The sequence below is a fragment of the Pseudomonas sp. ICMP 8385 genome, from assembly GCF_002699915.1.
Lineage (GTDB): Bacteria > Pseudomonadota > Gammaproteobacteria > Pseudomonadales > Pseudomonadaceae > Aquipseudomonas > Aquipseudomonas gessardii.
Genome location: NZ_LKBY01000136.1, coordinates 1 through 24,458 on the forward strand (window position 1 = coordinate 1; position 24,458 = coordinate 24,458).

Annotated in this window: 27 protein-coding genes; all 27 read right to left on the reverse strand. The window is 61.5% G+C overall.

Translation table 11 applies throughout. The features are described 5' to 3' along the window. The coding region (locus AO268_RS27735) for an EscU/YscU/HrcU family type III secretion system export apparatus switch protein (protein WP_176561419.1) at nucleotides 1-716 on the reverse strand (716 nt) is incomplete at its 3' end. A gap of 3 nt (nucleotides 717-719) precedes the next feature. Continuing rightward, nucleotides 720-1,505: a flagellar biosynthetic protein FliR gene (fliR, locus tag AO268_RS27740; protein ID WP_038446990.1), complete on the reverse strand. Its 786-nt coding sequence runs from the start codon at nucleotides 1,503-1,505 to the stop codon at nucleotides 720-722. 4 nt (nucleotides 1,506-1,509) lie between these two features. Further along, nucleotides 1,510-1,779 (reverse strand): flagellar biosynthesis protein FliQ, encoded by a 270-nt coding sequence (gene fliQ, locus AO268_RS27745; RefSeq protein WP_003192936.1) that lies wholly within the window; start codon nucleotides 1,777-1,779, stop codon nucleotides 1,510-1,512. A gap of 4 nt (nucleotides 1,780-1,783) precedes the next feature. Then, entirely contained in the window at nucleotides 1,784-2,527 is a 744-nt protein-coding gene (gene fliP / locus AO268_RS27750) for a flagellar type III secretion system pore protein FliP (RefSeq protein WP_032859054.1), read from the reverse strand. Then, a complete protein-coding gene (gene fliO / locus AO268_RS27755; RefSeq protein ID WP_257154467.1) occupies nucleotides 2,527-2,961 on the reverse strand; it encodes a flagellar biosynthetic protein FliO in 435 nt (144 codons plus the stop codon). The genes fliP and fliO overlap by 1 nt, the downstream gene beginning before the upstream one ends. 1 nt (nucleotide 2,962) lies before the next feature. Then, nucleotides 2,963-3,430 carry a flagellar motor switch protein FliN gene (gene fliN / locus AO268_RS27760; RefSeq protein WP_099170491.1) on the reverse strand — a complete coding sequence of 156 codons (468 nt, stop codon included), beginning with the start codon at nucleotides 3,428-3,430 and terminating at the stop codon, nucleotides 2,963-2,965. 48 nt (nucleotides 3,431-3,478) lie between these two features. Further along, entirely contained in the window at nucleotides 3,479-4,447 is a 969-nt protein-coding gene (gene fliM / locus AO268_RS27765; RefSeq protein ID WP_099170492.1) for a flagellar motor switch protein FliM, read from the reverse strand. 9 nt (nucleotides 4,448-4,456) lie between these two features. Further along, nucleotides 4,457-4,960, reverse strand: a complete 504-nt coding sequence (gene fliL, locus AO268_RS27770) for a flagellar basal body-associated protein FliL (protein ID WP_099170493.1) — start codon at nucleotides 4,958-4,960, stop codon at nucleotides 4,457-4,459. A 214-nt stretch (nucleotides 4,961-5,174) separates the two neighbouring features. Continuing rightward, on the reverse strand, nucleotides 5,175-6,488 hold the full coding sequence (locus tag AO268_RS27775) for a flagellar hook-length control protein FliK (protein WP_099170494.1): 1,314 nt from the start codon (nucleotides 6,486-6,488) through the stop codon (nucleotides 5,175-5,177). Between the two features lie 90 nt (nucleotides 6,489-6,578). Then, nucleotides 6,579-6,920: an Hpt domain-containing protein gene (locus tag AO268_RS27780; protein ID WP_038446980.1), complete on the reverse strand. Its 342-nt coding sequence runs from the start codon at nucleotides 6,918-6,920 to the stop codon at nucleotides 6,579-6,581. 30 nt (nucleotides 6,921-6,950) lie between these two features. Next, nucleotides 6,951-8,663, reverse strand: coding sequence for a fused response regulator/phosphatase (locus AO268_RS27785; protein ID WP_099170495.1), 1,713 nt, complete (start codon nucleotides 8,661-8,663; stop codon nucleotides 6,951-6,953). Next, a complete protein-coding gene (locus tag AO268_RS27790; RefSeq protein WP_099170496.1) occupies nucleotides 8,660-8,965 on the reverse strand; it encodes an STAS domain-containing protein in 306 nt (101 codons plus the stop codon). Before AO268_RS27790 ends, AO268_RS27785 begins: the two co-directional genes overlap by 4 nt. 98 nt (nucleotides 8,966-9,063) lie before the next feature. After that, on the reverse strand, nucleotides 9,064-9,513 hold the full coding sequence (fliJ, locus tag AO268_RS27795; RefSeq protein ID WP_099170497.1) for a flagellar export protein FliJ: 450 nt from the start codon (nucleotides 9,511-9,513) through the stop codon (nucleotides 9,064-9,066). Between the two features lie 6 nt (nucleotides 9,514-9,519). Beyond that, nucleotides 9,520-10,878, reverse strand: a complete 1,359-nt coding sequence (gene fliI, locus AO268_RS27800) for a flagellar protein export ATPase FliI (protein WP_099170498.1) — start codon at nucleotides 10,876-10,878, stop codon at nucleotides 9,520-9,522. After that, complete coding sequence (gene fliH / locus AO268_RS27805) at nucleotides 10,868-11,632, reverse strand: flagellar assembly protein FliH (RefSeq protein WP_099170499.1); 765 nt, start codon at nucleotides 11,630-11,632, stop codon at nucleotides 10,868-10,870. The genes fliI and fliH overlap by 11 nt, the downstream gene beginning before the upstream one ends. A gap of 10 nt (nucleotides 11,633-11,642) precedes the next feature. Then, the gene (gene fliG / locus AO268_RS27810) at nucleotides 11,643-12,662 is read right to left on the reverse strand and encodes a flagellar motor switch protein FliG (protein WP_099170500.1); all 1,020 of its coding nucleotides are present in this window, start codon (nucleotides 12,660-12,662) and stop codon (nucleotides 11,643-11,645) included. Further along, on the reverse strand, nucleotides 12,655-14,430 hold the full coding sequence (gene fliF / locus AO268_RS27815) for a flagellar basal-body MS-ring/collar protein FliF (protein WP_099170501.1): 1,776 nt from the start codon (nucleotides 14,428-14,430) through the stop codon (nucleotides 12,655-12,657). Before fliF ends, fliG begins: the two co-directional genes overlap by 8 nt. 16 nt (nucleotides 14,431-14,446) lie before the next feature. Then, nucleotides 14,447-14,776 carry a flagellar hook-basal body complex protein FliE gene (gene fliE, locus AO268_RS27820; protein ID WP_099170502.1) on the reverse strand — a complete coding sequence of 110 codons (330 nt, stop codon included), beginning with the start codon at nucleotides 14,774-14,776 and terminating at the stop codon, nucleotides 14,447-14,449. 131 nt (nucleotides 14,777-14,907) lie between these two features. Further along, complete coding sequence (locus AO268_RS27825) at nucleotides 14,908-16,287, reverse strand: sigma-54-dependent transcriptional regulator (protein WP_099170503.1); 1,380 nt, start codon at nucleotides 16,285-16,287, stop codon at nucleotides 14,908-14,910. Between the two features lie 6 nt (nucleotides 16,288-16,293). After that, nucleotides 16,294-17,505 carry a sensor histidine kinase gene (locus AO268_RS27830; protein ID WP_099170504.1) on the reverse strand — a complete coding sequence of 404 codons (1,212 nt, stop codon included), beginning with the start codon at nucleotides 17,503-17,505 and terminating at the stop codon, nucleotides 16,294-16,296. A 110-nt stretch (nucleotides 17,506-17,615) separates the two neighbouring features. Further along, the gene (locus tag AO268_RS27835; RefSeq protein WP_099170505.1) at nucleotides 17,616-19,091 is read right to left on the reverse strand and encodes a sigma-54 dependent transcriptional regulator; all 1,476 of its coding nucleotides are present in this window, start codon (nucleotides 19,089-19,091) and stop codon (nucleotides 17,616-17,618) included. A 173-nt stretch (nucleotides 19,092-19,264) separates the two neighbouring features. Beyond that, nucleotides 19,265-19,561 carry a flagellar assembly protein FliT gene (locus AO268_RS27840; protein WP_057438799.1) on the reverse strand — a complete coding sequence of 99 codons (297 nt, stop codon included), beginning with the start codon at nucleotides 19,559-19,561 and terminating at the stop codon, nucleotides 19,265-19,267. Between the two features lie 25 nt (nucleotides 19,562-19,586). Then, complete coding sequence (gene fliS, locus AO268_RS27845) at nucleotides 19,587-19,976, reverse strand: flagellar export chaperone FliS (protein WP_099170506.1); 390 nt, start codon at nucleotides 19,974-19,976, stop codon at nucleotides 19,587-19,589. Nucleotides 19,977-20,102: 126 nt separating this feature from the next. Beyond that, the gene (gene fliD / locus AO268_RS27850) at nucleotides 20,103-21,470 is read right to left on the reverse strand and encodes a flagellar filament capping protein FliD (protein ID WP_099170507.1); all 1,368 of its coding nucleotides are present in this window, start codon (nucleotides 21,468-21,470) and stop codon (nucleotides 20,103-20,105) included. Nucleotides 21,471-21,553: 83 nt separating this feature from the next. Beyond that, a complete protein-coding gene (locus AO268_RS27855) occupies nucleotides 21,554-21,901 on the reverse strand; it encodes a flagellar protein FlaG (protein ID WP_099170508.1) in 348 nt (115 codons plus the stop codon). Between the two features lie 71 nt (nucleotides 21,902-21,972). Continuing rightward, the gene (locus AO268_RS27860; protein WP_099170509.1) at nucleotides 21,973-23,655 is read right to left on the reverse strand and encodes a flagellin N-terminal helical domain-containing protein; all 1,683 of its coding nucleotides are present in this window, start codon (nucleotides 23,653-23,655) and stop codon (nucleotides 21,973-21,975) included. Nucleotides 23,656-24,118: 463 nt separating this feature from the next. Continuing rightward, nucleotides 24,119-24,412, reverse strand: coding sequence for an integrase core domain-containing protein (locus tag AO268_RS27865; protein ID WP_257154468.1), 294 nt, complete (start codon nucleotides 24,410-24,412; stop codon nucleotides 24,119-24,121). Between the last annotated feature and the right edge of the window lie 46 nt (nucleotides 24,413-24,458).

Here is a 24,458-nt window from a genome sequence, read left to right on the forward strand (position 1 = left end):
GGCTTGCCTTCCTGGTCCTTATGCTCGTCGCGCACTTCCTGCTTGGTCATCAGCAGTTTCTTGTGGCTTTCCCACAGCTGGATCGGCGCATCCACGGCGGCAATCAGGATCAGGCCACAGGCCATCCACAACGAGCTCCAGCCCACCAACTGCACGCTGTGGATGATCGCCAGTTCCAATGGCTCGTGGGCGATGCGCAGCAAATCGTCGATATCTGACTGCAACACCACCAGCGCCACGAACAGGATGATAAAAAACTTCGCCAGGGCCTTGAGCAGTTCCACCAAGGCCTTGGCGGAGAACATGCGCTTGATCCCGGCGCCAGGGTTCATCCGGCTGAATTTGGGCGCCAGGCTGCCGGCCGCAAACAACCAGCCCCCCAGGGAAATCGGCCCGATGATCGCCGCCAGGAGCAAGGTGATCAGCACCGGTTGCGCGGCCAGGATCGCGATCTTCCCCGAGTGCAGCAGGTAGATGCCCATGGCGCGCGGGTCCAGCAGCACCTCCCGAGGCAGGGAGAAGTTGTGCTTCATGATCTCCATCAAGTCCTGGGCCAGGCCGCCGCCGTAGATCAGCAGGCCACCGGCACCGGCGAGCATCACCGCCAGGGTGTTGAGTTCTTTGGAGCGGGCAATCTCGCCCTTTTCCCGGGAGTCCTTTTTACGTTTCTCCGTGGGGTCTTCTGTTTTGTCCTGACCACTCTCGCTCTCGGCCATGGCTTAGCGCGCCCGTGCCAGATCACGTAAAAACTGCAAGGCGTCACTGGCCAGCGGTTGATACTGATTGAGAATGTCGGCCAGGCCGATCCAGAAAATCCCCAGGCCCAATACCAGGGTCAGCGGGAAACCAATGGCGAAGATGTTCAACTGCGGCGCCGCCCGGGTCATCACGCCAAAGGCAATGTTGACCACCAGCAGCGCGGTGATCGCCGGCAACACCAGCAGCAACGCCGCGCCCAGCACCCAACTAAGGCGGCCGACCACTTCCCAGAAGTGATTGACGATCAAGCCCTCGCCCACCGGCAAGGTGGTGAAGCTCTCGGTAAGGATTTCAAAGGCCACCAGATGCCCGTTCATCGCCAAAAACAGCAGGGTCACCAGCATGGTCAGGAACTGCCCGATCACCGCCACCGACACGCCGTTGGTGGGATCGACCATGGACGCGAAGCCCATGCCCATCTGGATCGAGACGATTTGCCCGGCAATCACGAAGGCCTGGAAGAACAGGGTCAGGGAGAAGCCCATCAAGGCGCCGATCAGGATCTGTTCGGCGATCAGCAACAGCGCACTGAGGTCCAGGGCGTTGACCGGCGGCATCGCCGGCAGCGTCGGCACGATGACCACGGTGATCGCTACCGTGAAAAACAGGCGTACGCGCTTGGGAACCAGGGTCGTGCCGATCACCGGCATGGTCATCAGCAAGGCGCCCACGCGAAACAGCGGCAGGATGAACGCAGCCACCCAGGTGCTGATCTGGGTGTCGGTCAAGGCCAGCAAGGACTGCATCAGGTCAGCCGATCAACTGCGGAATACTGCCGTACAACTGCAGGATGTATTCCATGAAGGTCTGCACCAGCCAGGGGCCGGCCACGATCAGCGTGACCAGCATCACCAGCAAACGCGGGAGGAAGCTCAAGGTTTGTTCGTTGATCTGCGTGGCGGCCTGGAACATCGCCACCAGCAGGCCCACCAACAGGCTGGGCACCACCAGCACGGCGACCATCAGGGTGGTCAGCCACAGCGCTTCACGAAACAGGTCGACGGCGACTTCCGGGGTCATGGCGCTATACCCCTCCGAAACTGCCGGCCAGGGTGCCGATTATCAGCGCCCAACCATCCACCAATACAAACAGCATGATCTTGAACGGCAACGAGATAATCAGCGGCGACAGCATCATCATACCCATGGCCATCAGCACACTGGCCACCACCAGGTCGATGATCAGGAACGGGATAAAGATCATAAAGCCGATCTGGAACGCGGTTTTAAGCTCCGAAGTGACGAACGCCGGCACCAGGATGGTCAACGGCGCCTGGTCCGGGCTGGCGATATCGGTGCGTTTGGACAGGCGCACAAACAGCTCCAGGTCGCTGGAACGGGTCTGGGACAGCATAAAATCCTTGATCGGGCCCTGGGCCTTGTCCACCGCGTCCTGGGCCGTAAGCTTCTCGGCCAGGTAGGGTTGCAGGGCTTGCTGGTTCACCTTGTCGAACACCGGCGCCATGATAAACAGCGTCAGAAACAGCGCCATGCCGGTAAGGATCTGGTTCGATGGGGTCTGCTGCAGGCCCAGGGCCTGGCGCAGGATCGAGAACACGATAATGATCCGGGTGAAGCTGGTCATAAGCATGACGAACGCCGGGATAAAGCTCAGCGCCGTCATGATCAGCAGGATCTGCAGGCTGACCGAATACTCCTGGGCCCCGGCCGCGTTGGTGCCCAGGGTGATCGCCGGGATCGACAACGGGTCGGCGCCGAACGCCAGGGGTGCTGCCAGCAACAGCATGAGCGCCAGTAGAACGCGCATTACTTCTTATCCTTCTGGTCCTTGCCCATCAGCTCCATCAGGCGCTGGGCGAACTCCGGTGTGGCGGCTTCGGTCTGGGCCACGCTCACCGGATGCTTGAGCACGTGCAACGGGGTAATCCGGCCAGGGGTGAGGCCGAGCAGGATCTGCTCTTCGCCCACCTGCACCAGCACCAGGCGATCACGCGGGCCCAGGGCTCGCGAGCCGACCAGCTCAATGACCTGAGCACTGCCCGGGCCGATCCGCTGTACCCGGCGCAATAGCCAAGCCAGGACGAAGATCAGCCCCACCACCAGCAACAGGCCCAGCACCAGCTGGGTCAATTGCCCCGTCACGCTGGCGCCGGCGACCGGCACGGCGACCTGGGCCACCGGTTCAGCCGCCATCACGCCCAAGGGCAATGCCCACAACAGTCCCCACCACTGGCGACTCATCTCAGCGCAGCTTCTTGATACGTTCGCTGGGGCTGATCACGTCAGTCAGGCGGATGCCGAACTTCTCGTTGACCACCACCACTTCGCCATGGGCGATCAGCGTGCCGTTGACCAATACATCCAGCGGCTCGCCAGCCAGGCGGTCGAGCTCGATCACCGAGCCCTGGTTGAGTTGCAGCAAGTTGCGAATATTGATTTCGGTGCTGCCCACTTCCATGGAGATCGATACCGGGATATCGAGGATCACATCCAGGTTGGGGCCATCCAGCGAGACCGGCTCATGGTTTTTCGGCACGCTGCCGAACTCTTCCATGGGCAGGCGCTTGCCCACCGGCGCAGTGGCCGCATCGGCCGCCAGCAAGGCATCGATATCATCCTGGCTGGCATCGCCGGTTTCTTCCAGGGCAGCCGCCCATTCGTCAGCCAGGGCCTGGTCTTCGGCGGAAGCGTTTTCGTGTTCGGTAGCCATTACATGTCCTCGGCGCAGCAAACAATCATGAATTAGGATCGGGTTGAATCAGCGACGGTTGATCGGTTCAACCACTTGCAATGCCAGGTTGCCCTTGTGGGAACCGAGCTTGACCTTGAACGACGGCACGCCGTTAGCGCGCATGATCAGTTCCTCTGGCAGTTCGACGGGAATCACATCCCCCGGCTGCATGTGCAAAATATCCCGCAGGCGCAACTGGCGGCGCGCCACGGTGGCGCTCAGCGGCACGTCAACGTCCAGCAGGTCCTCGCGCAGGGCCTTGACCCAGCGCTCGTCCTGGTCATCCAGGTCGGACTGAAAGCCCGCATCGAGCATCTCGCGCACCGGCTCGATCATCGAGTACGGCATGGTCACGTGCAGGTCGCCGCCACCGCCGTCGAGTTCGATATGGAAGGTGGACACCACAATGGCTTCGCTGGGCCCGACGATGTTGGCCATGGCCGGGTTCACTTCCGAGTTGATGTACTCGAAGTTGACTTCCATGATCGCCTGCCAGGCTTCCTTCAAGTCGATAAAGGCCTGTTCCAGCACCATGCGCACCACCCGCAGCTCGGTGGGGGTGAATTCGCGGCCTTCGATCTTGGCGTGACGGCCGTCGCCGCCGAAGAAGTTATCCACCAGCTTGAACACCAGCTTGGCGTCGAGGATGAACAGCGCGGTGCCGCGCAGGGGCTTGATCTTCACCAGGTTGAGGCTGGTGGGCACGTACAGCGAATGCACGTACTCGCCAAACTTCATCACCTGCACGCCGCCCACCGCCACGTCTGCCGAACGGCGCAGCATGTTGAACATGCTGATACGGGTGTAGCGGGCGAAACGTTCGTTGATCATTTCCAGGGTCGGCATGCGTCCACGGACGATGCGATCCTGGCTGGTCAGGTCATAACTTTTGACGCTGCCAGGCTCGGCAGACATTTCGGTCTGTACCAGACCATCGTCGACGCCATGCAACAGGGCATCGATTTCATCCTGGGACAGCAGGTCTTGCACGGCCATGTCGTGATCCTACTGCAATACGAAATTAGTGAAGAGCGCCTGCTCGACCACGACTTTGCCGAGCTCTTTCTGGGCCACTTCCTGCACGCTGGCAGTGACCTTCTGGCGCAGCATTTCCTGGCCCACGGGGGTGGCCAGGCTGTCGAAACTCTGTCCGGAGAACAGCATCACCAGGTTGTTGCGGATCACCGGCATATGCACCTTGAGCGCGTCCAGGTCCGCCTGGTTGCGTGCCAGCAGGGTAATACTCACCTGCAGGTAGCGTTGCCGACCGTTCTGGTTGTAGTTGGCGACAAAGGCCGGGAGCATCTGCTCGAAGATCGCCGGTTGCTTGGCGTTGGTGGCAACCTCGGCCACCGGTGCAGGCTTGCTCTGGGCACTGTGCATGAAAAACCAGGTCGCGCCCACCGACACGCCGATGGCCAATAACAAGGCCACGACAATCAGCAGGATCATCTTGAGCTTGCCCTTGCCTGCTGCAGGAGCGGGTGCTGCGTCGTCACTCTTCGCCATGCCAATAATCCGTCACTATTCGAGGTTTCATAGATCCACGGGAAGGCAAGAGCAAGTGTTATGCCAGAGTTGTCACGGATTTCAGCAACAGCGCAAAACCCATGTGGGAGCGGGCTTGCTCGCGATAGCGGTATGTCAGTTACATAGTTGCTAACTGATCTACCGCTATCGCGAGCAAGCCCGCTCCCACATTTTGATCGGCGTTGACCTCAGGTCAGGCGTAGTAGTCCACGGCACTGGAGCCGATGATGGATTGGGCTATCGGTGCCGCCACTTCGGTGACGTCGCCAGCCAGGCCTGTGTCATGCCCATCGCTGTGCCCGCCACTGCCATTGACACCCCGGGCCGGGTTCTGCTGTTGCTCCTGGCCCTGGCCCTGCCAGCCACGGGACTGGTCGGACACGTTCACGTCGACCTGGCCCATGCCCTGCTGGGCGAACATCTCCCGCAGGCGCCCGGACTGGCTTTCCAGGGCCTCGCGCACGGCGGCATGGCCGCTCATGAAGTTCACCTGGGCCTGCTGGTCGGCCGTCATGTTCACGCGGATATCCAGGCGCCCCAACTCGGCAGGCTGCAACTGAATATCGGCAGACTTGAGGTTGGCGCTGGACAGGTACATGACCCGGTTCACCACTTCCTCGGTCCAGCCACCCTGGTGCATGGCCAGCGGCTGGTTATTGAGGGGCAAGGCGTTGGCGGACTTGGGCGTGGCGGCTTGGGTCAGGGCCGCCAGGCGATTGGCAAAATCATCGACACGGGTGTCGCTGCTCGCGCTCTTCAGGTCCTTGAGGCCGTCTTCGATCAGGCCGCTGAAGGCCTTTTCGCCACCCTGGTCGGTGCTGTCCTTGGCCGCCTGCTGCTCGACCATGGCCGCCAGGCCGTTGGTGAAGTTCTGTGCGGCGGTGGGCTCAGCCTGGGTCGGCAGGTTCTTTTGCGCCGCCTGGCTGCTGGCAGACACATGGCCGCCCTGCTCCATCGCCAGGCGCACGGCCGGCAAGGCGTCCAAGGGGTCGGCTTCGGGGTCGAAGGCGGGTGCCACTTCTTCAGTGACCGGCGCAGTGGTCACCAGCAGCGGCGTGGCGGCGTCATCCACCACGCCGGCCTGGACCGCCGCCGGAGCAGGTGTCACGGCGACGACCAAGGCCGGATCGACCACGGGATCGACCGCCGGCGGCAGGACCTGCGCCAGGTCTTTGTCCGCGTTTTTATCGTCATCGCTGCCGGCCGCCTTGGCGGGCGCGGTGGCAGGCAAAGTCTTGCCGCTATCGGCAACAGCTGGAGTGCCAGCGGCAGGCTTGTCGTTGCCGACCTCCTTCTTGGCGCTGGTGTCGGCCGGCTTGTCCCGGCTCGGCTTGGGCGCCATCTCCACAGCCTTGGCGGGTGCCGCCCTGGACTCCTTGGCGAACACCTGTGCAAAGCCTGGCGCTTTGGCCCGCGTGTCCGCGGCCGTCGCCTGCGCATTGGCGGAGGAAGCCTGGGGCTTGGCTGCGGGGGCAGCCTGCAGGAGCGAGTTGGGGGCTAGAGGCATAATTCAGGTCTCCGCTGCGCAGGGTCGAGGGCGCAGGTAGAAGATAGAGAGCAAAAGTCGGGCCAGCTTTTCCAATGGGCCCACACACGCCTAGAACCGCTGGCGCTCCGACTCATACAACGGCTTGACCAACGCAAACTCGTGGTCGATCTGATCGACCAGCTTGCCCAGGTCGGCAACCTGCGCCTTGGCCGACTCGGCCTCCAGGCGCTGGCACAGCCGCGCCAGGCGCACCGCTCCGAGGTTACCGCTGCTGCCCTTGAAGCTGTGGGCGATGCGCCCCAGGGCCTTGGCGTCATCGCGTGCCTTGCGCAACGCTTCGACGCGCTTTTGCGAGTCATCCAGGAACGTGTCGAGCAAATGGGGGTATTCGCCCTCCATCACTTCCTGCAAACCCACCAACACTTCAGGGTCCATATGTATCTGCGTCACTTGTTCGCTCCTTGATCAAGAATCGACGGATTATGCCAGAGCCTCCCAGGAAAACTCCACGCACACACTGCGCCCGCCATCTGCCCAGCGTACATTGCTGCCCAGTTGCCGGACCAGATTCAGCCCACGCCCGGACAGACGGTCAACCTCCAACGGCCGCGCCAGGACTTTTTCGACATCGAATCCCGCACCGCTGTCTTCGATACGCAGGCTCAGGCAGCCGCCGGCCTGGGTCGGCACCACATCCACATGCACACGCACGTAGCCACTGCCCAATTGGTCGAGCCGCTCGTTGCGCTGGCGATAGTAGCGGGCAAACCCCTGTGCATCGCGCTTGAGCCGGGAGTCCAGGCCTAGCACGCCATGTTCCAGGGCATTGGCATACAACTCGGCCATCACACTGTACAGCGCCCCGCTCTGGCCGCGCAGGCCGTGTATTTCCAGGAGTAACTGCAGCAGGTACGGCAATGGGTTGTAACGCTTGAGGGTTTCGGCCCGGAACTCGAAACTCACTGACCAGTCCAGCGGGCAGGACTGGCCGCTGTCGGTGTACTGCATCAGCGGCGAACACCGTACCTGTTCGGCCTGCAAGCTGATCTCGACCAGGCTGATATCGTCCCGCACCTGGCCACGGAATGCGGCAAGCGCCTGCTCGATTTCGGCAAACAGGCAATCAGGCTCGCGGTTGGCGGCGAACACCTGTAGCAAGCGTTGCGCCCCAAACAACTGTTCGTTGGCATCGGCGGTATCGATCACGCCATCGGACAACAGGAATACCCGGTCGCCCAGGGCCATCGGCCAGACTTCAGTGCGATCGTCAAAGGCCTCGGGCGCCAGCACGCCCAGCGGCACATGCCGCGACACCAGCGGCGTGCGCCGCCCCGTGGCCACTTCATGCACGTAGCCATCGGGCATCCCGCCGTTCCACACCTCCACCACCCGACGTGGGGCGCTGAGACACAGCAGCGTGGCACAGCAGAACATATCCACCGGCAGGATGCGCTTGAGCTTAGCGTTCATCTCCCGCAGGGTCTGCGCCAGGCCATAGCCCTTGGCAGTCATGCCGTAGAACACCTCGGCCAGTGGCATCGCCCCGACCGCCGCCGGCAAGCCATGCCCGGTGAAATCGCCCAGCAGCACATGCATGTCGCCCGATGGCGTGTAGGCCGCCAGCAGCAGGTCGCCATTGAACAGCGCATAGGGCGATTGCAGGTAACGGATATTGTGCGCCGCGTTCAGGCAACCGGAGTGGGCGACCTTGTCGAACACGGCCTTGGCCACCCGCTGTTCATGCAGCAGGTAGTCATGGTGGCGGGCGATCTGGTCGCGCTGCTGCAACACCGTGGCCTGCAACCGGCGCAGGCGGTCCATGGCGTTGATCTTCGCCGCCAGGATGATCGGGTTGTAAGGCTTGGCCAGGAAGTCGTCGCCGCCGGCATCCAGGCAGCGCGCCAGGGCTTCGCTGCCACTCAGGGAGGTGAGGAAGATGATCGGCACCAGGGCCTCGCCCGCCAACTGCTTGATCTGCCGGGCGGCCTCGAAGCCGTCCATCACCGGCATCAAGGCATCCATCAACACCAGCTGCGGGCGTTCGCGGGCAAACAGCGCCACCGCCTCCTGCCCATCACTGGCCGTCAGCACCCGATGGCCCTGGCGGCGCACAATGGTCGACAGCAACAACAGGTCGGCGGCGCTGTCTTCGGCAATCAGCACCGTCAGGGCTTCGAGAGCCTGGGCGCTCAACTGATGTCGAACAGTTTGTCGAAGTTGGAAATGGCGAGGATCTTGCGCACGTCCGAGCTGCTGTTGACCACCTGTACCTCGGCCTCATCGCCCCCCGCATGATCGCGCAGCAACAGCAGCATGCCCAGGGCCGAGCTGTCGAGGTAGGTGGCCTCTTTCAAGTCCACGACATAGATCTCGGGAACCTTGTAGAACCGCTCGTAGGACTCTCGAAAGGCCTGGTGACTGCCGAAATCGAACCGGCCTTTGACTGCGATCGTCAACTTCGTCCCATCCAGGGATACTTCTGATTCAACCGACATACGACTGCTTCCTTGTCGTGGGCATGTGCAACAAGGTGTAGCAGGTGATCGCAGAGTGAGCAACAAACAGAATCAAATGGGTGGGATCGGCGGTGTGGCTAGTACTGGTCCTGGCGTGGCAGGCGCTGGGACAGTTCGTCCAGCAGCTTCTGCTCGCGCTTGTCTTCCAGGGCCCGTGCTTCGTCGATATAGCGCTGCACCAGCTTGCGCAGGCCTTCGACCCGGGCGTAGGCCTGTTGCCAGCCTTCGCGGGCCTTGTCGAGGTTGTTCTGGTGCCAGGCCAGGCTCTGGCGCTGCTGGCCGACGGCGCTTTCCAGCTGGTTGAGAAAGTGCTGGTAGTTCATCAGCCACTGCCCGGAAACGCCCTGGCTACCGCGATCGATCCACTGCTGCTGGTATTCGCCGCGAAAGCGCTCCAGGTCGCCCAGCTTGCTCTCGGCCAGGCGCACCTGGCCCTGGAAATGCCCCAGGCGCTGGGCCGCAGTGCGTTCGGCGCTTTCGGCCATCTCCACCACCGGGGCAAGACGCGCGGCGCGACTGGTGGCCATGACCGGTTAACCGCCAGGCGCAGGCGCGAACACCGACGCCAGGTGCGCTTCGCTTTCAACCAGGCTGATATTGTCGTTCAGGCCCTGGCGCAGGTAGGTCACCAATTGCGGTTGCAGGGCAATCGCCAGGTCGGTCTCGCGGTCGCCACCGGCCACATAGGCGCCGACGCTGATCAGGTCGCGACTCTGCTGGTAGCGCGACCACAACTGCTTGAACTGCTGGGCGCGGGTCATATGCTCGGCGCTGACCACCGATGGCATGACCCGGCTGATGGACGCTTCGATGTCGATGGCCGGGTAATGCCCTTCCTCGGCCAGGCGCCGTGACAGCACGATATGCCCGTCGAGCACGCCCCGCGCCGAGTCGGCAATCGGGTCCTGCTGGTCATCGCCTTCGGACAACACGGTATAGAACGCAGTGATCGAGCCGCCACCGGCCTCGGCATTGCCCGCCCGCTCCACCAACTTGGGCAGCTTGGCGAACACCGACGGCGGATAGCCCTTGGTTGCCGGCGGCTCGCCAATGGCCAGGGCGATTTCCCGCTGGGCCTGGGCAAAACGCGTGAGGGAATCCATCAGCAACAGGACATTCTTGCCCTTGTCGCGAAAATATTCGGCAATCCGCGTGCAGTACATGGCGGCGCGCAGGCGCATCAGCGGCGCATCGTCCGCCGGCGAGGCCACCACCACCGAGCGCTTGAGGCCTTCTTCACCGAGGATATGCTCGATAAACTCCTTGACCTCACGGCCCCGCTCGCCGATCAACCCGACCACAATAATGTCGGCCTCGGTAAAGCGCGTCATCATGCCCAGCAGCACACTCTTGCCCACGCCCGTACCGGCGAACAGGCCCAGGCGCTGGCCGCGACCGACCGTCAATAAACCGTTGATGCAGCGAATGCCCACGTCCAGCGGCTGGCTGATGGGGTTGCGCTTGAGCGGGTTGATGGTCGGGCCGTCCATCGGCACCCAGTCTTCGGCCTTCATCCCGCCCTTGCCGTCCAGCGCACGCCCGGCGCCGTCGAGCACCCGGCCGAGCATGCTCATGCCCATGGGCAGGCGCCCGGTATCGGCCAACGGCACGACGCGCGCGCCCGGCGCAATACCGGCGAGGCTGCCCACGGGCATCAGGAAAATCTTGCTGCCGGAAAAGCCCATGACCTCCGCTTCCACCTGCACCGGGTGGTAGCTGTCATCGTTGATCACCAGGCAGCGGCTGCCCATGGCGGCGCGCAGGCCTTCGGCTTCGAGGGTCAGGCCGACCATACGCAGCAGGCGGCCTTCCAGGATCGGCTGGCCAGGCAACTCGGTGGCTTCGATGTAGCCCCCCAGGCGCTTGGCGAAGCTGGTGCGGTCAAGGCGCATCCGGCGCGTCCAGGTCCGTGCTCAGGTCTGGCGCCGCCGGGTGCAGCGCCTGTTCGTGCATCTGGTCGAACAGCTTGGCCATGATCTGCGTGATGCGCGTCTCGACCGTGGCGTCGATGCGGCTGTGCTCGGTCTCGACCCGGCAACCACCGGGCTGCAACGCGCCATCCTCGACAATCCGCCAGGTTTCCTCATGCCGCTCGCGCAGGGCTTTGACCTGCTCGAAATCCTGCGGGTTGATGTACAGCCGCACATTGCCGACGCCCAGGGGCAGCAGCTTGAGGGCTTCGCGCATCACGCTTTCGATCTGGCTGGAGTCCAGCGCCAGTTCACGCTGGATCACCTGGCGGGTGATGTGTTCCACCAGGCCTACCATGGCTTTTTCCAACTGCGAGTCCTGCTCGGCAATCGGCGCGAACAGGTTGCCCATCAGCTGCTCCAGGCTTGCCAGCTTCACACTCAGGGCCGCGTCAGCTTCCTGGCGGACCTTGAGGGTGGTGCTGTGGAAACCTTCTTTTTCGCCGGTGGCAAAGCCTTCGTTGTAAGCCTCCTGGCGGATGCTTTCGAGCTCTTCGAGGGTCAGTGGCTGGACTTCGTCCAGGGGCACTTCCTCCATCTCCACCGGCACCTCTTCGACCGGTTCGGGCTCGGGTTCGGGCTGGAACGGGTCGAAGCTGGGCAACGACCAGACGTCGAACCCGCCGACGTCCCGGGCGCGAATCAAGTCGCTGGGCGTCTCATCTTTGTTCGACATGCGCAGCGCCTTAGATCATTTCTTCGCCGCCCTTCCCGCCGAGAACGATTTCTCCGGCTTCGGCCATACGGCGGGCAATGGTGAGGATTTCTTTCTGTGCGGTTTCCACGTCGCTGACGCGTACCGGGCCCTTGGCTTCGAGGTCGTCGCGCAACAGTTCGGAGGCACGCTTGGACATGTTTTTGAAGATCTTTTCCTTGACGCCCTCGTCCGAGCCCTTGAGGGCCAGCACCAGCACGTCGGAGGACACTTCGCGCAGCAAGGCCTGGATGCCACGGTCGTCGACATCGGACAGGTTGTTGAACACGAACATCAGGTCTTCGATCTGCCCCGACAGGGTGTCGTCGATCTCGCGGATCGAGTCCATCAACTGGCCTTCCACCGAGCTGTCGAGGAAGTTCATGATATCGGCCGCGCGCTTGATGCCACCCAGGGTGGTACGGGCCGCATTGGAGTTGCCGGAGAACTGCTTCTCCAGGATGGTATTCAGTTCTTTCAGGGCCGCCGGTTGCACGGTGTTCAACGATGAGACGCGCAGGATGATATCCAGGCGCACCTTGTGGTCGAAATGGCCGAGCACTTCGCCGGCCTGGTCCGGGTCCAGGTAAGCCACGACAATCGCCTGGATCTGCGGGTGCTCGTAACGGATCACGTCCGCCACCGCCCGCGGCTCCATCCACTTGAGGCTGTCCAGGCCACTGGTGTTGCCGCCCAGCAGGATGCGGTCGATCAGGCCGTTGGCCTTGTCTTCGCCCAGGGCCGAGGTGAGCATCTTACGGATATAGCTGTCGGAGCCCACACCCAGGCTGGTCTGGTCGCCGACGATCTCGACGAACTCGCTCATCACCTGTTCGACTTGCTCGCGGTGCACATTGCGCATCTGCGCCATGGCCACGCCGACCCGCTGCACTTCCTTGGGGCCCATATGGCGCAGCACTTGGGCCGCGTCGGTCTCACCCAGGGACAGCAACAGCACGGCGGCTTTGTCGACCCGGGTCAGCTTGGCAACAGAGGCTCGATTCTCACTCATCTGCGTTGATCCACTCTTTCACGACCTGGGCCACACGACCCGGGTCTTCTGCCACCAGACTTTTGATTGCATTCAACTGCGCGTCATAGCCTTCGCTCGGGCTTGGCAGCAGAATGCTCTGCGGGCCGCCGAGGCTGACGCGGTCGTTGGCCAGTTCGCCATCCAGGCCGCCCATGCCACCCAACTCGACATCGCCGAACGGCGCCAGCTGCTTCTTGCCGTGGCCGGTGATGTTGTTGAGCACAGGGCGCAGCACGCCGAACACCAGCACCAGGATGAACAACACCCCCAGCACTTGTTTGACGATGTCCCAGAACCAGGGTTGAGAGTAGAACGGAATATCGGCAATCACCTCAGCGCGCTCCAGGGAGAACGGCATGTTGATCACGCTGACACTGTCGCCACGGCTGGCATCGAAGCCCACGGCGTCCTGCACCAGGCGGGTGAAGCGCGCCAATTCATCGGCGGTCCACGGGGCCCGGGTGGTTTCGCCGTTGGCGGCGTTGATCTTGACCTGGTCATCCACCACCACCGACACCGACAGACGGTTCAAGCGCCCCTGCTGTTGCTTGGTGTGGCTGATGGAGCGGTCCAGCTCGAAGTTTTTCGTCGATTGCGAACGCTTGTCGGCCGGGTAAGGCGCAAGCATCGGCTGGCCGGTGGCCGGGTCCATGATTTGCTGGCCGTTGGCGTCCAACAGCGGCTGGCCGGGCTGGATCGCGCCGGCAGCTGTGGCAGCGCCGCCGGTGGTTTGCGGGGCACTGGCCGGGGCTGGCGGCTGATTGCTCAGGGCACCGGGCACGCCTTGCGGCGGACCATTGGCGGCGGTGCGTTGTTCGCTGGTCGATTGCTCGCTGCGCAGGGCCGGCTGGTCGGGGTTGAACTGCTCGGAGGTCGACTCGACGGCGCTGAAATCCACATCGGCGGACACTTCGGCCTTGTAGCGGTCATTGCCCAGCACCGGTTGCAGGATGTTGTGCACGCGCTGGGTGAGCATGCTCTCCATGCGGCGGCTGTAGTCGAACTGCTTGCCGGCCATGGTCAGCGCGGAGTTTTCCGCCTGGTCGGAGAGCAGGTTGCCCTTCTGGTCGACCACGGTGATCTGCGACTTGCTCAACTCGGGCACGCTGGTCGCCACCAGATTGACGATGGCCAGGACCTGGCCCGGCTCCAGGGAGCGCCCGGCAAACAGCTCGACCAGTACCGAGGCGCTGGGCTTGCGCTCGTCGCGTACGAAGACCGAGCTTTTCGGGATGGCCAGGTGCACACGGGCGCCCTTGACGTTGTTCAGGCTGGCGATGGTGCGCGCCAGTTCGCCTTCCAGGCCGCGACGGTAGCGGGTGGCTTCCATAAACTGGCTGGTGCCCAGGCCCTGGTCTTTATCGAGAATCTCAAAGCCGATGTTGCCATCGGTCGGGGCCACGCCGGCACCCGCCAGCTTCAAGCGGGCCCGGGCCACATCGTCGGCCTTGACCAGCAAGGCGCCGGAGTTGGGTTCGATGGTGTAGGCGATATCGGAGGCGGCCAGGGTTTCCATGACCTGCTTGGCATCCATCCCCGCCAGGCTGCCATAGAGCGGCCGGTAATCGGGCTGCTGGGACCACAACACCACGGCAAAACCAATCGCCACGCTGGCTGCCAGGCCGACCATCAGGCCCACCTGACGCAACATGGTCATTTCCGAGAGGTTTTCCAGGAACGACAGGCCAAACAGCGGCGCCTTGCCGTCTGTCTTGGCGGGTACGTTATCCACGACTGCTTCTGCCATGACTTAAATCTCGTCCTTAAACCGGCATCTGCATGATGTCTTGATAAGCCTGAACCAGCTTGTTACGCACCTGGGTCAAGGCCTGGAAGGAAACGCTGGCTTTTTGCGAAGCGATCATCACATCGGTGAGATCCACGCCGCTCTTGCCGATTTCAAAGGCCGTCGCCAACTGGCTGGAGGCCTGCTGGGTGTCGCTGACTTTGTTGATGGCTTGACCGAGCATATCGGCAAAGCTGCTTTGGCCCAATTCCGGCACTGGCGCGACGGATTTCGGCTGAGACATGGCGTCCATTTGCATGGAACGCATATCCAACATCAACCGATTGAACTCAACACCTTGGCTCATGAACTTCTCTCTCCGACGACCCGCAATTTTTTGACACTACGCAGCGGTTAGTACGGGTAGTAGCAACAAGGGTGCCAGCTCCTTGGCAACTCGTAAGAAAAGCCGACAACCCTTGTCAGCTGATATGCATCTCAGCTGGCGAAAAGGAACGCTTCCACATCCATCCCGGCATCGCGCATTTGCGCCAGCTTGTAACGCAGGGTGCGCGGGCTGATGCCCAGGCGCTCGGCCGCTTCTTTGCGGCGGCCACGCTCGGCGCGCAGGGTGTCGATGATCATCTGGAATTCGCGGCGACGCAGGTCGTCGCCCAGGCCGCCCGCAGCCTCGGCCGGAGCGCTTTCCAGTGGGGCCGGGGCCAGGCTCGGCAGCGGCGCGGCGCTGGCGCCGAGGGCCAGGCAGAAGTCCTGGGGCTGGATCAGGCCGCCCTGCTGCAAAATCAGCGCGCGCTGGATCGCGTTGTCCAACTCGCGCACGTTGCCGGGCCAGGGGTAGCTGATCAGGCAGGCCTGGGCCTCGGCCGACAGGCGTGCCTGGGCGTGCTTCATTTTATTGACGTGCTTGCCCAGCAGGCGCTCGGCCAGCGGCACGATATCGGCCGGGCGTTCACGCAGCGGGCGCCAGGCCAACGGGAACACTGAGAGCCGGTAGAACAGGTCTTCACGGAAGCGCCCCGCCGCCACTTCGCCGGCGAGGTCGCGGTTGGTGGTGGCAACCACACGGATATCCAGCTGGATCGGCTTGCGCGCGCCTACCCGCTCCACTTCGCGCTCTTGCAGCACGCGCAGCAGCTTGGCTTGCAGGCCCAGGGGCATTTCCGAGATTTCGTCGAGCAAGATGGTGCCGCCATCGGCCTGCTCGAACTTGCCGGCCTGGGCGGCAATGGCGCCGGTAAAGGAGCCTTTTTCATGGCCGAACAAGGTGGCTTCAAGCATGTTGTCGGGGATCGCCGCGCAGTTGATCGCAATAAACGGCTGGCTGGCGCGGTGGGATTGCTGGTGGATGTAGCGCGCCAGCACTTCCTTGCCGGTGCCGGACTCGCCGGAGATCAGCACCGTGGAATCGCTGCGCGCGACCTTGGCCGCCAGCTCCAGCAATTGCGCACTGGCCGGCTCGACGGCAATCGGCCCCTCGCCGTCTGCCGCGCCAATCACCCCCAGGGCATGGCGCGCCACCAGCTCGATAAGGGCCTTGGGCTCGAATGGCTTGACCAGGTAGTCCGCCGCGCCCTGGCGCATGGCATCTACCGCGCGCTCCACCGCGCCGTGGGCGGTCATCAACAGCACCGGCAGTTGCGGCTGGCGGGCACGCAGCAGGCCGAGCAACTGATGGCCGTCCATGCCGGGCATATTGACGTCGCTGACCACCAGGCTGAAGGACGCTTGCTCCACCGCCTCCAAGGCTTCCTCGGCCGAACCGACCGCCCGATAGTCATGGCCTGCCAACAGCAGCGTGTCAGCCAGTGCTTCACGCAGGGCGCGATCGTCTTCAACCAGTAAAACCTTGATAGCCATTTATCCTTACTCCGCGCTGGCCGCGCCCGAAAACAACGGCAGCGTTATCAATGCACAGGTGCCGCGCCCCACACGGGAACGCAACTGCAATTCTCCCTGATGGGCACGGGCCACTGCCTTGACCACGGTCAGCCCCAGGCCGGTGCCGTTGGTCTTGGTGGTAAAGAAGGGTTCACCCAGGCGCTGCAACACCGCCGGATCAATCCCGCTGCCGCTGTCGCTGATGCACAGGCGAAGGGTTTGCCCGCGACTGTACAGGTGCACTTTGAGGCGCGCCCCCGGCCCGCTGGCCTGGCTGGCGTTTTCGATCAGGTTGAGCAGCGCGCCCACCAGGGTGTCGCGGTTGCACAGCAGTTCGCCCCAGTGGCTGTCGCACTGCCAGCGCACGGAGGCTTCCTGGACATGGGTCGCGGCGGCGGCTTGCAGCGATTGCAGCAAGGCGGCGGGCGTGACCCGGTCGGTCAGCGGCAACTCGCCCCGGGCGAAGACCAGCATGTCACGCACCTGGTGCTCCAGCTCATGCAGGCGCTCCTTGAGCCGCCCGGCAAACCGCTGATGGGTGGCGACCGGCAATTGCTCATCAGTCAAATGACTGGCGTAGATCAACGCGGCGGACAACGGCGTGCGGATCTGATGCGCCAAAGAAGCGACCATCCGCCCCAGGGACGACAGGCGTTCATGGCGCGCCAATTGGTCCTGCAGGTGACGGGTTTCTGTCAGGTCGTTGAGCAGCACCAGTTGGCCGGGCTCGGCGTCCAGGGAACGGGTGGCGATGGACAGGCGGCGCCCGTCCTTGAGGGAAATTTCGTGACCGTCGTCTTCACGGGGGGCAAAGCAGCGGGTGATGACATGGCGCCACAGCTCGCCTTCCAGCGGCAGGCCCAGCAGCTCGCAGGCCGCCGGGTTGGCTTCGCGCACGCGGCCCTGGTCGTCGATCACAATCACCCCGCCGGGCAACAGATCGAGGAGGTTTTGCAGACGGTTGGCCAGGCGTTCTTTCTCGGCCAGCTCTTGCATGCGCTGGGCACTGACCACCGCCAACTCGCCCTTGAGCTCCGAGACCCGGGCTTCCAGCAGGCTGTAGGAGTCCGTCAACTGGCTGGACATCTGGCTGAACAGCGAAAATGCCTGTTCCAACCCTTGCCGGCTGATCTGCTCTACGGACGGGACGAGTCCCTGGGTGTCAGGGACTGAAGAAAGGTGGGCGGCGTGGGGCATCGTGCTCTCTCGCTTGGCTGACCGTCAGTTAAACGGAACGTTGCGAGTGCTATAGCAATACCCGTGCCGAAAAAAATATCCTTATTTTTCAGCAGGTTAAAAAACAGGCGTCAATCATCCGCCTGTTCATCACCTTCACGGCGGCTCATGCCGTACTTGCGCATCTTTTCCACCAGGGTGGTGCGGCGGATACGCAGGCGCTCGGCGGCGCGGGCGACGATGCCATTGGCGTCGTCCAGGGCCTGCTGGATCAGCCCTTGTTCCAGGCTGCCGAGGTAGTCCTTCAGGTCCAGGCCTTCGGGCGGCAACATGGCGTTGGCGCCGAAGTCCGGGGTGTGGCCGTTGATCGCTACCCGCTCTTCGAGGTCGCTGCGCAGGCTGTCCACCAGTTGCTCGTCTTCGTCGTCGACGTAGCGGAACTTCTTTGGCAACTCGACCACGCCGATCACCCCGTACGGATGCATGATCGCCATGCGCTCCACCAGGTTGGCCAGCTCGCGCACATTGCCCGGCCAGCCGTGGCGGCACAGGGACATGATTGCGGCGGAGTTGAAACGGATCGAGCCGCGTTTTTCGTGTTCCATGCGCGAGATCAGTTCGTTCATCAGCAACGGGATGTCTTCCACGCGCTCACGCAGCGGGGCCATCTCGATGGGGAATACGTTGAGGCGGTAGTACAGGTCTTCGCGGAAGCTGCCGACCTCGATCATGCTCTCGAGGTTCTTGTGCGTCGCGGCAATGATGCGCACGTCGACGCTCTGAGTCTTGTAGCTGCCCACGCGCTCAAAGGTCCGCTCCTGCAATACGCGCAACAGCTTGACCTGCATCGGCAGCGGCATATCGCCGATTTCGTCGAGGAACAGGGTGCCGCCGTTGGCCAGCTCAAAACGCCCGGCACGGCTGGTGATCGCGCCGGTAAAGGCGCCCTTCTCGTGGCCGAACAGCTCGCTTTCGAGCAGCTCTGCCGGGATCGCCCCGCAGTTGACCGGCACAAAAGGTCCGTCGCGGCGCTTGGAATGGTAATGCAGGTTACGCGCAACCACTTCCTTGCCGGTGCCGGACTCGCCGAGGATCAGCACGCTGGCGTCGGTATCGGCCACTTGCTGCATCATCTGGCGCACGTGCTGGATCGCACGGCTAGTGCCGACCAGGCTGCGGAACAGGTTGGGTTCGCGGTGACGGCCGCGCTCGCGGGCCTGGTCGTACATCTCGCGATAGACCTGGGCACGGTGCAGGGAGTCGAGCAATTTGCTGTAGCTGGGGGGCATTTCCAGGGTGGAAAGCACACGGCGGCGCTGGTCTTCCGGCAAATCCACGGAAGAAATATCGCCCATCAGCAACACGGGAAGGAACTCATCCCAGGTTGAGAGTGTCTTTAACAGGCCCAGAACTGCGCCAGGAGCGTTTACCGTCCCGATCAGCACACAGATGACTTCACGGCTCGATGACAAAGAGCTGACAGCCTGCTGCCAATCATGGCTGCCGCAGGGCAAATTTTCTTCGCCAAGAAAATTCAAAATCACCGCCAGGTCGCGGCGGCGAACGCTATCGTCATCGATCAGCAGAATTTTGGTTTCACGCCACATGCAATAGCAACTTCCCTAGTAAAACTCAAATGCCCTCGAATCGGGGCAATCTAGATAGCTGTAGGCGTTTTCTGCGCTACGGATACCTGACGTCTGAAAATAGCACTAGTTAAGTCAAAATTATGCGACCAGTCAAATTTATGACGCGCTATGTTCGGATTAACTGAGCCAGATCAGCCGAACAGATGGTAAACCTTTGACGCATTTTTCGCTTGGTTGATCTGCGACATCTCTTCAAAAATCGCCTGGCGCTCGCCGGTCGTCACTTCCAGCAGTTGCTGGTAGACCGCCAACAGGCTCTCCAGCTTCTCCCGTAGCGCGTCCTCGTCCACCGGCGCTTCGCTGAGTACTTCGTCGATCCAGACACGGCAGCCCATGTCCAATTCGCTGATAGCATCCCAATTGCGTTCCGCCAGCGCGCCAACCAAGGCGTCGCGGGTTTCGTCAATCCGTTGCAGTGCGTGGCTCATGCTGTGTTCCTCAAGGCCGACGGCCTTATTGTGGCGCGATGGCATCCCAGCCTTCTTTTACAGTAATCAGCAAACGTGCAACTTCGTCGATAACTTCCGGGTCGTTGCTGGCATTTGCTTGAAGCAGACGCGAATTCATATAGTCATACAGGCTCGCCAGGCGCTGGATTGCAGCCGGGTCTTCGGCCTTGTCTTCATCCAGGCCTTGACGCAGGCCGGTAATAATATCGATAGCCTTGGTGAGTAACAGGCACTTTTGCGGGGTATCACCACGAGCCATCGCACCCTTCGCCTGGGCAAGACGCTCCAGCCCACCTTCCAGCAGCATCTGGATCAGGCGATGAGGGCTAGCCTCGGACACCTGGGCATGGGAATTGACCTTCTGGTATTGGCGAAGGGCTCTCATAGGGTTCATGTTGTTGCCTCGTAACAGGTCACAGTCAAATAGGTTTGCTTAACCAGTTTTTCGACTGCACCCGGGAAAACTTTAATTCATGACCCGGTGCCAGGCCCCTCTTTCGGGGCACTGGCGCGTCGTTTATCAATTCGACTTCGGATTGTTCAGCGCGTTGAGGGTAGTCATGATGCTGGAGCTGCGGGAGTTGATCTGCGCAATCATCGTGTCCATGGCCGTGTACTTGGCCGACAGGGACTTCTGCAACGCTTCCATGCGGCGATCCAGGTCAGCCTTTTCAGTGGTCAGGTCAGTCAGCTTGGTGTTGAGATCCGTCGCACGAGTTGCCAAGGTGCCGGTGGTGCCGACGTAGCTGGCGGTCGCCTTGTTCATGCGCGTGATCAGGCCGGTATCGCCGGTGAACATCCTGGCGATGTCCCCTGCGCCCTTGACCACAGCCTTGTCCCACGTCTTGTCATCCAGGCTCAGCAAGCCGGTTTTCTGGTCAGTGGTGATCCCCATCTGGGCCAGGCTGCCGATGCCGCCCGCACCGGAACCATTCGTCAGCTCGGAGCGCAAACTGGACACCAACTGACGCATCGAGGCATCACCGGTCAGGGCGCCCGCCGTGGTGGTAGACGTATCGCCTGTCGCGGTGACCTTGGTCTGGGTGTTGATGGCGGTCATCAGCGCGTTGTAGGCGGTGACGAACGACTGCACCGAGGTCTTCAGAGTGTCGGTGTTGCTGGCCACGGTGATAGTGACCGCCTTTGCAGGGTTTTCGGCGGCCACCAGATCCAGAGTTACCCCACTGATCGCGGAGGTCACTTTGTTGCTGGTGGACTCCATGGCAATGCCATCGATAGAGTACTTGGCGTTTTGCGCGGGTTTGCCGGCATCGTACCCCGTCGCCAGCTCGGAATCACCGCTGAGAGTGATGTCGGTCCCTACGCCGCTGGTCGAGGAGCCGATCACCAGGCGTGCGCCGTTGGCATCACTCAAGACGTTGGCGCTGATGCCTTGGGCAGATAACTGAGTATTGATGGATTCGCGCACCTGCTGCAGGGTCGCTCCACCGGGAACTATCACATCATAACTTTTACCGGACTGGTTAATGGTCAACGTCTGGTTGTCATCACTGTTGTTGGCCTTGCCCGATGCGCCCCCCTCGAACACCTTACTGGTCACTTTCGAGGATGTTGCCAGGTCGTTCACTATCACCGTGTACTTGCCGCTGGAGGCCCCCTCACCCAGGGTGACCTTGACGTTTTTCTCTTCGGAGGTCGTAGCAGCCAGGCCATTGAAGGAGGCGACGTTGTTCAACTTGGTGATTGCCGCCTGGTAGGCTTCCAGTGCCGTTTTCACAGAGCCCACGGCCGACAGCTTGACGGTTGTCTCCTTCTGCTGGGCGGTGATCTGCGCGTCTTTAGGCGCCCTTTCGGCCCCCACCAACGCCTTGACGATAGCCTGGGTGTCGTAGCCCGAACCGGGGCCGGAAATCGTTGAACTAGCCATTTGCTACTCTCCTTGTCCTGCGGTTGCCGCTTTTTTGGCGTACGAACGCCCAAGCAGCAATCAGAAACATGTTTCGTGCCAACTCAAGCCTTTGTATCAAACAACAGGCTGCTGGCATCGCTCAGGTTCTGCGCCAGCTTCAACGCAGTCTCCGATGGAATTTGTCGGATCACTTCACCGCTGTCGGTAGCAATCACCTTGACCACCACCTTCCCGGTGGAGTCATCGATGGAAAAATCCAGGTTGCGCTGTGAAGCCTGCACAAACTCACGCATATCGGTTACCGCTTTTTCCAGGGCCACTCGCTGCGGTTCCTCGGTGGGCTCGTTATCGGCCTGCGCCACAAGCGGCTTGGCCTGTGTTGTCACCACACCAGAAGCCTGGGTGGTAGCAGCCGGGTAAGACGTGTTCAGCCTGATGCTTATGTCCATGTCATCACCTCCAAACTGAAAAAACGGAAGGGCACGTTAGCACCCCCCCGTTGATTAACCGCTGGCCGTTATTACTGAAGCAGCTTCAGTACAGCGGATGGCAGTTGGTTGGCCTGGGACAGGATCGCAGTGGAAGCCTGTTGCAGGGTTTGTTGCTTGGTCAGTTCAGCGGCTTCGGAAGCGAAGTCAGCGTCTTCTACGCGGCCTTTGGCAGCTGCGGAGTTCTGCGAAATGCTCTGCAGGTTGGCCACGGTGCTGGCGAAACGGTTTTGCACCGCACCCAGTTGCGAACGCTGACTGTCGATCTGCTGCATGGCGCCGTCCAGAGCCTGGATAGCCTGTTGCGAACTGGCCGCGCTCAGGATGCTCAGGTTGGAAACGGTGGTTTCCAGCGTAGTCGAAGCAGTGGTACCCGCAGTCAGGCCCAGAGCGGTCAGGCCGGTACCTGCACTACCGTCAGCGATGACGATGTCTTTCTTGGAGAACAGAGCCAGGCTGCCGTCACCGTTTTTGCTAGCGTTCACGCCGGTGCTCGCACTGTTGATCGAGGAAACGATCGCGTCAGTGGTGTCACCCTTCTTGAACTTCACTTCAACGCCGTTCAGGCTTACCGAAGTGTCTGCGGTCAACTTGGCTTGAGAAGTACCCGCCGACAGACCCAGAGCCGCCAAGGAACCGGCCGAGTTGTTCGACAGAACGACGTCGCTGCCACCATCGGATTTGATTTGGATACGGCCATCAGTGCCGATGGTTGCATCACCGGTGCCGCCTACAGCAGTCTTGATGCTGGCCAGCACGGAAGTGATCGTAGCGTTGGCAGTCCAGGTCACGCCCTTGCCGTTCACCTGAATGTCACCGGCCGCCGCGATGGTGGTGGCGCCAGTAGCAGGTGCAGCAGCAGTCTTGCCATCAGTGATGCCGACTGCAGCGCCGCCAGCAACCGTAATAGCGGCTGGGGAAGACAGGCTCATTTTGCCAGCTGTCTCGTCCCAGGACGCAGTAACACCCGCATTAGCGGCGTTGATCGCAGTTGCAACGGCTGCACCTTTGTCAGCGGCGGTCAGCGCAATATCTTTACCGTTGATGTTGATTATTGCACCACCAGTAGCAATACCACCACCGGCTGCTTGCAGGGCAGCTGTAACAGCGCCGGTAGCTTTGGCGCCCGACAGCGAAGCACCGATGGAGGTGGCACTGATACCAGCCAGAGCAGCACCATTAGCGGTGGCTTCGCTGTACTCGCCTTTCAGAGCGGTAGCGCTGATATCAGTCATGCCGAACGAGATGGTTTCGTTGGCGTTGGCACCGATCTGGAACGCTACGTTGTTGAACGAACCGTCGAGCAGGTTACGACCACCGAAAGTCGTGGTGTTGGCAATACGGGTCAGCTCACCCACTTTAGCGGTGAATTCTTGTTGCAGGGAAACACGGTCAGCGTCGCTTTTATCACCGTTGGCCGCTTGCAGGGCGAGTTCACGCAGACGCTGCAGGGTGTTGGTGGATTCTTGCATCGCGCCTTCAGCAGTTTGAGCGATCGACACGCCGTTGTTGGCGTTGGCGATAGCCACGTTCAGGCCTTTGACCTGGTTGCCCAGACGGTTGGCGATCTGCATGCCAGCGGCGTCGTCTTTGGCGCTGTTGATTTTCAGGCCGGAAGACAGACGGTTCATCGACTGGCTCAAAGCGTCGGAAGCTTTGTTCAGGTTCTTCTGGACGCCCAGGGAAGTGATGTTGGTGTTTACGGACATTGCCATGACGAAATCCTCGTGAGTTGGATACTGCGGCTTCCGGCCCTGGCAACCGCCGGGTGTGGCCTAGAGAACCTTCGTAATAGTTATCGTCGTAAATGCAAGTTGCTTGAGGATTTTTTTGATTTTTTTTGCTAGCCCTGTGCCACCCCTTGTATTTCAAGGCCTTATAAGCCAACACCATGGGGGGAAATCGACTACCTTGACGTATCGTTCTAGCCGGACAATCCCCCCCACCGACATACAAGCCCGCACCAATCGCATTGTGGGGCATAAATCAGGAATTGCGCGGTAGAGGTACATGAGGCAAAGCCGCCAGAGCAACACCTTACACACCTGCGCCCAGTCGCTAACGCTAGTCATTTGCCAAAAAATAGCTGGATTAGCACTTTTGGCATCTGAGACTGGACCAGCACTCAGATGGGCAACATTGAACTGGTCAAGTCATCCCGGACACCGATTACGGTGTTTATGCCGCTTTTTGCTCCATGGCTATTGGCGACAGGTAGTTGTTGTAGCTGTGGAGCCTGATTCGGTTGTATCGCATGAAGAAGCTAGTTATATCCTGCCTGGCTTCTTCAACTGTCGTGTAGCCCTTATTGGGCACCCACTCTGATTTGAGTGTCCCGAAGAAACGCTCTGTTGGCGCGTTGTCCCAGCACTGCCCTCTGCGGCTCATGCTTTGCGTTATCCCATGCTCCAGCAGCGCGGACTGAAAGAGCTGGCTGGTGTATTGGGCGGATTCAACCGGTCGTCGCAACACTGGGTTGTTGTACAGACTTTAGATACTCATCCAGTGCTTCGGCAGG